7 protein-coding genes and 1 pseudogene are annotated in these 10,005 nt (G+C 43.6%); 7 read left to right on the top strand and 1 reads right to left on the bottom strand.

Translation table 11 applies throughout. The features are described from left to right. Positions 1–152: 152 nt before the first annotated feature. Positions 153–593 carry a hypothetical protein gene (locus tag DP116_RS23620; RefSeq protein ID WP_169157487.1) on the top strand — a complete coding sequence of 147 codons (441 nt, stop codon included), beginning with the start codon at positions 153–155 and terminating at the stop codon, positions 591–593. A 163-nt stretch (positions 594–756) separates the two neighbouring features. Here the strand turns inward: DP116_RS23620 and DP116_RS23625 are convergent, their stop codons facing one another. Further along, positions 757–1,728 carry an alpha/beta hydrolase gene (locus DP116_RS23625; RefSeq protein ID WP_169157488.1) on the bottom strand — a complete coding sequence of 324 codons (972 nt, stop codon included), beginning with the start codon at positions 1,726–1,728 and terminating at the stop codon, positions 757–759. Positions 1,729–1,921: 193 nt separating this feature from the next. Between DP116_RS23625 and DP116_RS23630 the strand changes: the two genes are divergently transcribed. The 6 genes and pseudogenes from DP116_RS23630 to DP116_RS23655 all read left to right on the top strand — a co-directional run. Continuing rightward, positions 1,922–3,616 carry an ABC-F family ATP-binding cassette domain-containing protein gene (locus DP116_RS23630; RefSeq protein WP_169157489.1) on the top strand — a complete coding sequence of 565 codons (1,695 nt, stop codon included), beginning with the start codon at positions 1,922–1,924 and terminating at the stop codon, positions 3,614–3,616. Between the two features lie 345 nt (positions 3,617–3,961). Next, positions 3,962–5,560, top strand: coding sequence for a 2,3-bisphosphoglycerate-independent phosphoglycerate mutase (gpmI, locus tag DP116_RS23635; protein WP_169157490.1), 1,599 nt, complete (start codon positions 3,962–3,964; stop codon positions 5,558–5,560). A gap of 120 nt (positions 5,561–5,680) precedes the next feature. Further along, on the top strand, positions 5,681–5,914 hold the full coding sequence (gene secG, locus DP116_RS23640) for a preprotein translocase subunit SecG (RefSeq protein ID WP_169157491.1): 234 nt from the start codon (positions 5,681–5,683) through the stop codon (positions 5,912–5,914). A gap of 9 nt (positions 5,915–5,923) precedes the next feature. Further along, positions 5,924–6,748, top strand: coding sequence for a peptidase (locus tag DP116_RS23645; RefSeq protein WP_169157492.1), 825 nt, complete (start codon positions 5,924–5,926; stop codon positions 6,746–6,748). A 623-nt stretch (positions 6,749–7,371) separates the two neighbouring features. Then, positions 7,372–9,069, top strand: coding sequence for a fasciclin domain-containing protein (locus tag DP116_RS23650; protein WP_169157493.1), 1,698 nt, complete (start codon positions 7,372–7,374; stop codon positions 9,067–9,069). Positions 9,070–9,738: 669 nt separating this feature from the next. Further along, positions 9,739–10,005, top strand: a pseudogene (locus DP116_RS23655) (filamentous hemagglutinin N-terminal domain-containing protein); the annotation flags it as partial.

Raw genomic sequence — 10,005 nt, forward strand, 5'->3', positions numbered from 1 at the left:
TTTCTTAATATTTAACCATATAATTATTTTTCCCCAAAGAAAACTTTATACAGTTCACTTATGAAACAAAGACAGATTGTTCTCGTCACTTAATTTTAAAATATTATGTATCAAATTTTTCTTGATAAAAAGTCGGGAGCATAACAATAAATATGAAGATGCCTGGGCGATTTAAAATTGTTCCCGCAGCATTAACGATGAGCTTAGTTTTCACCAATGCTCATTTGGCTGAGGCGCAAGTTGTGCAAATTACTTCTCGTTTGCAGCCAGATCCGCTGATTGTGAATGGTACGTCCGGCGGATCACTTGCAAGCAACTGTGGTAACATTGCCACTAAACCCAATCAGGTGATACGGGTGACAGAATCACTACCTTATTTGCGCTTAACAGTTGAAAGTGGGGGACAACCAACTCTATTAATTCATAGTCCTGGAGGACGCTTCTGTGTGTTGGCAGATAAGTACTCTGGGGGCAAGCCGGAAATTTCTGGTTATTGGCAGGCAGGAAATTACTCTTTATATGTAGGAGAATTATCTAGAGGACAGTATAACTATACTTTATCAATTTCGCAACAAAAGATACTAACAAAATAATTAAGAGGGAATAGGGAACTCTTAACAGGGAACAGGGAATAGGGAATAGGGAATAGGGAACTCTTAACAGTGAACAGGGAACAGAGTAGAAGAGGGATGATGTTTCTTTGTGTATGTTGCTAGCGGTTTTCCATCGAAGCGTGAGAGGCACACTATTGTCAAACTACCCCCGCCAGTCTGCCAATTGCGTCACCAGGAAATAGCGCACATGATCAACAAACGATCTCCCATTATGGGTTTGTCCATGTCCCATTCCTGGAACAACGTAACAAACACCATCGGGGAACTGCTTGGCGCACCAACGGGCATCTCGAATGTTAACGATGTGATCAGTAGCACCAAGGAGTAAGCGAACGCGACGGTGAGGCTTTACTTGGTCGATATAGGTCATCGGGTTGCACGCCCGACTATACTCATCGCCATCTTTGAGTTTTTTCGCTACTTGCATAACCTTAATGACAGGTTTAAGCTCAGGTTGGAATCGTTCTAGCAATGCTTCCGCTAGTTTACCTAGAGGCGAAGCTGCTAACTCGCTTAAAAGCGGGTAGCCCCAGCTTTTGGCAAAGGACTGTAAATTAGCATGACCAATCGCCCCCAGCAATCGTTCTCCAAGACCGTTAGCCGTAAAGGCATGGGCACTTTGCAAAACTCCCATACTTACACCAAACAGAGCCACCCGACCATCGGTGAGACTGTAGCGATTGTAGCAAAAATCAACCACTTTCCCAATGTCACGTGTCGTACAACGAAAAATCCGCAGCAGCAATTGGGTGTCGAACGCGATACCGCCATCCACTAGCGGCTTAATTTCATTTTGCACCACAGCACTGAAGGTACGCACCAAGCTACGCTCACCTGCAAAGGGTGTATCAAACAAAGCTACAGCTATACCCATTTGCGTTAGCGTTGGCACAATGAAGGCGTTCCAGCCATAAGGAGCAGACATACCTTGCAGTCCGATGACTAGAGGTGTCTGGTGTGCAGGTCGATTGTGCGGGAGGAAGACTGCAACCGGAAAGCCACTTAATCGTTCATCAATGTCAGCAACTCCAGTAAAAGTGAATGGCTCATTAAACCAATACCGATGACCAGTAACACCTTCAAAAGTAATCGGATCGGGCCCGTAGATTTGCATACCAGGTAAATAACAGAAGCTTAACCGAAAATTCTGTTTAAAAACTCATTCGTTCGTCTACATCCAATTTTGAATTGCTATTTTATCTCGAAAGAGTTGACGACTCAAATTTTTGAGTTAAATTTTGTTAAGATTGGACTCAATACAATCACTTCTGCCTTCTCTTTCAATTCCCTAACCTTGGAGATATCCCATGCTGCGACTTGAACATATCAGTAAAATTTATCCCACAGGCGAAGTCCTCAAGGATGTCAACTGGGAAGTCAAAGCTGGCGATCGCATTGGTTTAGTCGGTGTCAACGGTGCCGGAAAATCCACCCAACTCAAAATTATCACAGGGGAAACTGAACCTACGTCTGGCGAAATCATTCGTCCTGCCAGCTTACACATAGCTTATCTAAATCAAGAGTTTGAAGTCGAACCCACTCGCACTGTTAGAGAAGAATTTTGGACGGTTTTTAAGGAAGCTAACGCTGTGCAGCTGTCTCTAGCGCAGGTGATGCGAGAGATGGAAAGCGCGACTCCAGAGGAACTGGATAAACTGATTAATAAGTTAGATCGCTTACAACGGCAGTTTGAAGCATTAGATGGCTACATCTTGGACACACGAATTGGGAAGATTCTACCAGAGATGGGGTTTGGCTTAGAAGATGGCGATCGCCTTGTAAGTGCTTTTAGTGGTGGTTGGCAAATGCGCATGGGTTTGGGCAAAATTCTATTGCAAGAACCTGACTTATTACTATTAGACGAGCCAACAAACCATTTAGATTTAGAAACAATTGAGTGGTTAGAAAATTATCTCAAGGGGCTAAATACCCCAATGGTAATAGTTTCTCATGACCGCGAGTTTCTTGACCGTTTGTGTACCCAAATTGTGGAAACAGAACGCGGTGTATCCTCCAGCTACCTTGGTAACTATTCAGCATATTTGCAACAAAAAGCTGAAAATCAAACAGCGCAACTTTCAGCTTACGAACGCCAGCAAAAAGAATTAGATAAGCAACAAGCTTTTGTTGATAGGTTCCGCGCTAGTGCGACTCGCAGTACCCAGGCAAAAAGCCGCGAAAAACAACTGGAAAAAGTCGAACGCATCGAAGCACCTACAGATGATTTAAGAACGTTGCACTTCCGTTTTCCCCCTGCACCCCGTAGTGGTCGTGAGGTGGTGAATATCAAGAATTTAACTCACGTCTATGATGATAAGATTTTGTTTTTGGGTGCAAATCTTTTCATAGAAAAGGGCGATCGCATTGCTTTTATTGCTCCCAATGGTGCAGGTAAATCCACTTTGTTACGCCTCATCATGGGTGTTGAACAACCCACAGAAGGATCACTGACATTGGGTGAACACAATGTTCTCCCTGGATACTTTGAACAAAACCAAGCGGAAGCTTTGGATTTGAAAAAAACTGTTATGGAAACTATCCATGACGAAGTTCCTGATTGGAAAAATGAAGAAGTTCGCACCCTTTTAGGAAGATTTCTCTTCAGCGGTGACACTGTATTTAAAGCAGTGGCGGCATTGAGTGGAGGTGAAAAAGCACGTCTTGCCTTAGCAAAAATGCTCTTACAACCCGCTAATTTACTAATACTGGATGAGCCAACCAACCATTTAGACATTCCTGCAAAAGAAATGTTGGAAGAAGCTATTCAAAATTATGATGGCACAGTACTTGTTGTTTCCCATGATCGTTATTTCATTTCCAAGGTAGCAAACAAAATTGTGGAAATCCGTGAAGGAGATTTCCGCGTCTACTTAGGCGACTACCACTATTATTTAGATAAAATAGCAGAAGAAAAAGAAGAAGCAAAATTAGCAGCAATTGCTGCTGAAAAAGCTGCTAAAAAGGCTGCTAAAGCTTCTAAAAGTGGCACAAAAAAGAAATGAGATGTAGATGTAGCAGTCCTAATTCATTCATGAGAATCTCTATTTGTGTCTGACCTTCGTGTCTTTTGTGTCCTTTGTGATAGCCTGCGGGAAGCAGCGATTCGCAAAGCGACACCTGCTTTGTGAATCCGTCTATGTTCAAGAAAAAGACACAAAACCAATAGGTGTACAGTAGTATAGTTATGATACCAAATACAAGAAATTGCCAAAGATAAACAAAGTTTAAGAAATGTCTAAAAGCCCACTTCGAGCAAAATAAAGTAGATCATAAGCAGAAATTCACTTGCGGCTGCTATTAGCAATGGTATCATTCGGGTATTACAAAAAGTAAAGGGCAGTTTTACTATGACCAAAGCACCTGTAGCTCCCGTGGTGCTAGTCATTTTAGACGGATGGGGCTACTGCGAGGAGAGTCATGGAAACGCGATTGCTATTGCTAACACTCCGGTGATGGATAGCTTATGGGCGGCTTATCCCCACACCCTCATCCGAACATCAGGGAAAGCGGTGGGGTTACCAGAAGCTCAAATGGGCAACTCAGAAGTTGGTCATTTGAACATAGGCGCTGGTAGAATTGTCCCCCAAGAATTAGTACGCATCTCAGACGCAGTAGAAGACGGTTCCATTCTCAGAAATCCAGCACTTGTCAAAATTTGCCAGGAAGTGTTTAGTCGAAATGGCAAGCTGCATCTGGTTGGACTCACTTCCTCAGGTGGAGTGCATTCGCACATCACTCATCTATTCGGACTACTTGACTTAGCGAAGATTCAGGGAATATCCCAAGTTTGCATACACGCCATTACTGATGGACGTGACACCACTCCAACTGAAGGGGTGAAAGCATTGGGGCTTCTTCAAGACTATATCGACCGTATAGGAGTCGGGCGTATAGTCACAGTTAGCGGTCGCTATTACGCGATGGATCGCGATCGCCGTTGGGATCGGGTCAAACGCGCTTACGACGTGATGACGCAGGATGGACCTGGAAATGGTCTACCGGCTGTGGAAGTCCTACAAGCATCGTATGCAGAACGTGTGACGGACGAATTCGTGATCCCGGTTAGAATTGCACCTGGTGCGATCGAACCAGGAGACGGAGTCATATTTTTTAACTTCCGCCCCGACAGAGCAAGACAACTCACCCAAGCTTTTGTCAATCCAGAATTTAACGGTTTTGAAAGACAGCAAATCACCCCGCTGTCTTTTGTTACCTTTACACAGTATGACCCAGAATTACGAGTTGGGGTTGCTTTTGAACCGCAAAATTTGAGTAATATTCTTGGGGAAGTCATTTCCAAGCATGGTTTAAAGCAGTTTCGGACTGCAGAAACAGAAAAATACGCTCACGTCACTTACTTCTTCAATGGCGGTTTGGAAGAACCTTTTGCAGGAGAAGACCGAGGACTGATAAATTCTCCGATGGTGGCGACTTATGATAGCGCTCCTGCGATGTCAGCACAAGCAGTGACAGAGGTGGCGATCGCAGCCATTGAAAAGCGCGTATACTCGCTTGTTGTCATCAACTATGCTAACCCAGACATGGTAGGACACACAGGTAACATCCCAGCAACTGTCAAAGCCGTTGAGACAGTTGACCAGTGTTTAGGTCGTCTACTCTCCAGTATTGGTAAAGTTGGGGGGACAGCAATTATAACTGCTGACCACGGCAACGCTGAGTATATGCTAGATAGTAACGGCAATCCCTGGACAGCGCACACGACCAACTTAGTTCCCCTTATTTTGGTGGAAGGTGAAAAAGCCAAGATTCCAGGACATGGTACAGATGTCGCATTGGGGAGTGATGGTAAGCTCTCTGACATTGCACCCACAATTTTGGATATCCTACAACTACCTCAACCACCAGAAATGACAGGGCGATCGCTGCTGCAAAACGCCGAGTATGAAGTGCAACGTTCTCGCACTCCTGTACAACTGGGGATGTGAAAGAGTGAAAAATGATGAATTATGTAAAGAAACAAAACTCATAATTCATCATTTTTAATTTTTCATCTATAATTAAAAATTGGTCTATCTTAAAAATCGTTATTAACTATATTAGCTACCATGACCATTGCTAACGTCGTAGAAGTTATTTGGGCACTTTCCGCTGTTGGTCTCATTGTTTTGGTTTTGCTGCATAGTCCCAAAGGTGATGGCATAGGAGCCATTGGTGGACAAGCCCAACTGTTCAGCAGCACTAAGAGTGCAGAAAATACATTAAACCGAGTGACTTGGGCACTCACAGCCATTTTTCTTGGTTTAACTGTGGTTTTAAGTGCTGGTTGGCTTCCCAAATAACATCAAGATATGGGGAGACAAACCCAAAAACTCATATTGAGCAGTCGTAAAAGTACTATTAGAACTACCATTACAAAAACCGTAGTCTTGCAGCGCTTCATTGTCTCACTAGCATTAGCTATTGGTACAGCGCTGCTTGTTATTTTGACGAGTTTTCAATCCAGCGCCATCCTTGTTACCTCTTCCTCATCTAGTCCACCTCCCCTCAAGCCTCATCCACTACCACCAACACTGACGCAGTGGCAAGATAGTACTAATAGCGGTGACTACTTTTCTCAAGTCAGTTCAACCCAAGTTGGTTCTCTCGTTTGGTCGCAGTTTCCCGTTCGGGTTTATGTAGAATCACCCCAAGCAGTGAATAGTAAACTAGCAGAAGAATGGGTGAAGACCGTTGTACAAGCAGTTCAGGAGTGGAGTGTTTATTTGCCTTTGGCGATCGTTGAACAGCCGAAAGACGCAGACATTACTATTGTGCGAAAAACTCCACCATTGCAAACTTCTCCTAATAGTAAAATACTCCGTGCGCGTTCTGCTCAAACTACTTATGAAGTGTACGTTAGCAAAAATAATCTTTTATCTCACTGCTTCACGATTCTGTTGAGTCCCAGCCAAACAGGACAGTATCTCCTTGCAGCCACTCGCCACGAATTTGGTCATGCATTGGGAATATGGGGACATAGTCCGCTACCAACTGACGCCTTATACTTTTCTCAGGTTCGCAACTCGCCGTCGATTTCTCCTAGAGATGTGAATACCTTGAAGCGAGTTTATGAACAGCCAACGAGTTTGGGATGGTCTTTAACAAGTGTCTCCACACTACAACAGGAGAACTAAAGAAATGCTTCAGATTCTTTGTGGTGATTGTTTTGTAAACAAAAGTCAAGAAGAACATCTCCTATAAGGCTGAAGCTTAAGCAGCCGGAGGAGGGATTTTTGAAAATTTGTAGGGTGGCTCAATCTGACTTTTCACGGCATGTGGAAAAGGTCATTTTGAGGGTTTCCCAACCCCTGATTTTTCCGTTGGTCATTTTCATTAATCCACAACTATTGACAATAATGCTGTGGAAAAAGCCACGCAGTTTCGTGGTTTGAGGACTTACCGTGAAAAGTCAGGGCTCAATTCGTATCACAGATAACTAATAAAATCCTTGCCTGAGATAGATGTTTAATCTCCTCTTAAAGAGCTATATCAAAGTATATAAAGAATGTTTTGTAATCATTTTCTTTTTCTAACACGAAAAGTTTTTTGCTGCATTCTTTATCGCGTTTTTAGTTCATTTAAGCCTACGTATTTCAAAACATTTTGAATTTTCCATGAGTTGTTTTATTGAGATCTAAGTTCTAACAATAACTTGTTCAGTGGTTGATTCAAGTGCAATATATCAACTGAGTCTTATGACTTCTCTGGATTTACGGTAGGCGAGATGTCATCTTTTATGTGAGGAGCAAAAAAACTTATGTATAACTTAAAGCGTTTGTCAACAGTCAGCACCGCATTGATGGCGCTAGGAATAATAACTGCTACAGTCAGTCCCACATTAGTTTGTGCTCAAACTTTACCTCAAGAAACCACTCCATCAACCACTCCATCGACAACTCCATCGACCACTCCATCGACAACTCCAACGACGACTCCATCGACAACTCCAGCGACAACTAACTTTCCTGATGTTGGGGCAGATTACTGGGCACAACCATTTATTCAAGCTTTAGCCGCAAGAAACGTAATTACTGGTTTTCCTGATGGCACTTATAGACCGGATCAACCTGTGACTCGTGCTGAATTTGCAGCAATGATTCAGAAAGCTTTCAACCAAAACCGAGTTCGCCAGTTAGCTGCTGGTGGATTTCAAGATGTACCTTCTACCTATTGGGGGGCTTCTGCAATTACTCAAGCCTACGAAACCGGATTTCTATCAGGGTATCCAGGGAACTTGTTTAGACCAAATCAGCAAATTCCTAAGGTGCAGGCGATCGTTGCTTTAACAAGTGGTTTAGGTTTGACTGCTAGTGGTGATGCAAGCAATAGTCTTGGTACTTACTACACAGATGCTAGTTCTATCCCAAGCTATGCTGTGAATAATGTGGCAACTGCAACACAAGCTAATCTTGTGGTTAACTATCCAAATGTGAGTGTACTCAATCCTCTTGTGCCTCTGACTCGTGCAGAAGCAGCAGCACATTTATATCAAGCTTTAGTTAAACTAGGACAGGTGCCACCTCTTGCTAACAATGTCGCCGCTGCTAGTTATATTGTAGGTAGAACCACTGCTAGTGCTCCAACTAACACAGATATTGTATCCGTTGCTGCCTCTAGTAATTCTTTTACAATCTTGACTTCTTTATTGAAGACAGCAGGTTTGGCTGATGTTCTACAACAACCTGGTCCTTACACTGTTTTCGCCCCCACCGATGAAGCATTTTCTGCTTTGCCTCAACAAACCTTACAGCAGTTGCAGCAGCCAGAAAACAGAGAAGCACTGATTAAAATTTTAAGATACCATGTGGTGCCTGGTAGCCTTAGTGCTGATCAACTTGCACCTGGTAATCTCAAAACTGCTGAGGGCTTACCTTTAAACGTTAAGGTCAATGGTGGTAGTCAAATTGCAGTCAACAATGCCAGGGTGATTCAGCCGAATATCCAAGCAAGCAACGGTGTAATTCATGCGGTTAATAGAGTCCTTATACCGTCTGATGTGAGTCTTAATACACAGAATGGCGGAGGTAGTGGAGATAATATTACGCCAGGTAGAGCGACTCGTGGTGTTTCCAGCTATATTGGGGTTGGTGGTAATATTGGGTTTGGCGGTGATACAGCTCTTGGTGATGGAAACTTTGCAGTTTTCAGTAAAATTGGGCTAACACGAAACTTCTCGGTGCGACCTTCAGCAGTGATTGGGGATAATCCCATTGTTCTAGTTCCCATTACCTTCGACTTGTCCCAACGAGGAACAGGACAAGGATTTAACATCGCGCCTTACGTTGGTGCAGGTGTGGCTATTACAACTGGTGATAATACTGATGTTGGTTTGCTTCTCTCTGGCGGTGTTGATGTGCCGTTAACTCGTAGATTTACATTAACAGGTTCTGTTAACGCAGCTTTTATAGATGACACTGGTGTCGGGTTGATGCTAGGAGTTGGCTACAATTTCTAAGTAACGGAACCTCACCCTGCCCTGTCGGGCATCCCTCTCCTTAGCAAGGAGAGGGAAAATTTTTTTGTTGGTAAAAGTGAAGGTGAGGTAGTCTGACAAAAAATACTTTTTTGTTGGCGCAAGCTTGTGCACGACTTAGGGAACCTCACCCTGCCCTGTCGGGCATCCCTCTCCGCGATTTCGGAGAGGGAAAATTTTTTTGTAGGTAAAAGCGAGGGTGAGGTAGTCTGACAAAAAATACTTTAAACTCGTTTCCAGCCTCAGGCTGGAAATGCCGGTGACGAGGCTCTGCCTCAACCTATAGCGCTTCTGACTTCGGTGCAATACAGTCGTCACCTCACCCCGCATTTGCTGACGCAAACGCTCCCCTCTCCTTAGCAAGGAGAGGGGTTGGGGGTGAGGTTGAAAAATGTACTTCATGCAAACGAGAACCGCTATATTGCGCTTACAAGTTGGGCATTGCCCGCCCAACGCACTGGCTTTCTTTATTAAGGAGAGGGAAAATTTTTTGTAGGTAAAAGGGAGAGTGAGGTAGTCTGACAAAAAATACTTTGTCACAAAATCTTACAAATAAGTACTATTTGCGTACAAACCTGATATTAGTACTCAAGAGCCACAATTTGACTTATTTTAAAGTATTTTTATCTACCTCATATCCACACTGCTAAAATGCTGAGCAAACTACAGGTGCGTCACCCATTCTTGTTCCTCGCCTTACCCCTTGCAACCCTAGCAAGCCTTAGCTACTTCACCGTAGCCAAAGCACAAATTACTCCTGATAACAGTCTCGGTGCAGAAAATTCTGTAGTCACGCCCAACGTCCAAATTAACGGCACCCCTAGCGACAGGATTGATGGAGGCGCAATTCGTGGGGACAACCTGTTTCACAGTTTTCAGGAATTTAATGTAAACGCTGGTAGAGGAGCTTATTTTTCC

This window comes from Brasilonema bromeliae SPC951 (genome assembly GCF_012912135.1).
Classification (GTDB): Bacteria; Cyanobacteriota; Cyanobacteriia; order Cyanobacteriales; family Nostocaceae; genus Brasilonema; species Brasilonema bromeliae.

What these genes read in the sequence shown, in the direction of transcription:
- DP116_RS23620 (WP_169157487.1), top strand. Translation starts at nt 153, where the DNA reads ATGAAGATGCCTGGGCGATTTAAAATTGTTCCCGCAGCATTAACGATG.
- DP116_RS23625 (WP_169157488.1), bottom strand. Translation starts at nt 1,728, where the DNA reads ATGCAAATCTACGGGCCCGATCCGATTACTTTTGAAGGTGTTACTGGT.
- DP116_RS23630 (WP_169157489.1), top strand. Translation starts at nt 1,922, where the DNA reads ATGCTGCGACTTGAACATATCAGTAAAATTTATCCCACAGGCGAAGTC.
- gpmI (WP_169157490.1), top strand. Translation starts at nt 3,962, where the DNA reads ATGACCAAAGCACCTGTAGCTCCCGTGGTGCTAGTCATTTTAGACGGA.
- secG (WP_169157491.1), top strand. Translation starts at nt 5,681, where the DNA reads ATGACCATTGCTAACGTCGTAGAAGTTATTTGGGCACTTTCCGCTGTT.
- DP116_RS23645 (WP_169157492.1), top strand. Translation starts at nt 5,924, where the DNA reads ATGGGGAGACAAACCCAAAAACTCATATTGAGCAGTCGTAAAAGTACT.
- DP116_RS23650 (WP_169157493.1), top strand. Translation starts at nt 7,372, where the DNA reads ATGTATAACTTAAAGCGTTTGTCAACAGTCAGCACCGCATTGATGGCG.